Source organism: Rhodococcus sp. R1101, from assembly GCF_000278445.1.
Taxonomy (GTDB): Bacteria; Actinomycetota; Actinomycetes; order Mycobacteriales; family Mycobacteriaceae; genus Rhodococcus; species Rhodococcus gordoniae.
The window spans coordinates 1-562 of sequence record NZ_AJVB01000915.1 but is presented as its reverse complement, the minus strand read 5'-3'; the positions used below and the strand labels follow the sequence as shown (position 1 = coordinate 562).

Below are 562 nucleotides of genomic sequence, written 5' to 3'. Positions count from 1 at the left end.
GACAGGCGGTGTGCGATGACCACCGACGTGCGACCCTCGAGCGCCTCGGTCAACGCCTCCTGCACGGCGGCCTCCGAGGTCGAATCGAGATGGGCGGTGGCCTCGTCCAGGATCACCACCCGCGGATGGGCGAGCAGCAGCCGCGCGATCGTCAGCCGCTGACGCTCACCACCCGAGAGCCGGTAGCCGCGTTCGCCGACGACCGTGTCGAGTCCGTTCGGCAACGACGCGATCAGGGGCTTGAGGCGAGCGCGACGCAGGGCGTCCCACAGTTCGTCCTCGCCGGCTTCGGGGCGGGCGAGCAGCAGGTTGTTGCGGACCGTGTCGTGGAACAGGTGACCGTCCTGGGTGACGAGCCCGACCGTCGCGCGGATCGAATCGGCGGTCAGGTCGCGGACGTCCGCTCCGCCGAGCAGCACAGCACCGGAATCGACGTCGTACAGTCGCGGGATCAGTTGGGCGATGGTCGATTTCCCCGCACCGGACGACCCGACCAGTGCGACCATCCGGCCCGGTTCCACGCGGAACGACACGTCGTGCAGCACCTCTTCGCCACCTCGGG

The 562-nt window shown here is 69.6% G+C and carries 1 protein-coding gene; it reads right to left on the bottom strand.

What is annotated here, in order from left to right; translation table 11 throughout:
• A partial coding sequence (locus tag R1101_RS28970) for an ABC transporter ATP-binding protein (RefSeq protein ID WP_037225386.1) occupies window positions 1-562 on the bottom strand: 562 nt, incomplete at both ends.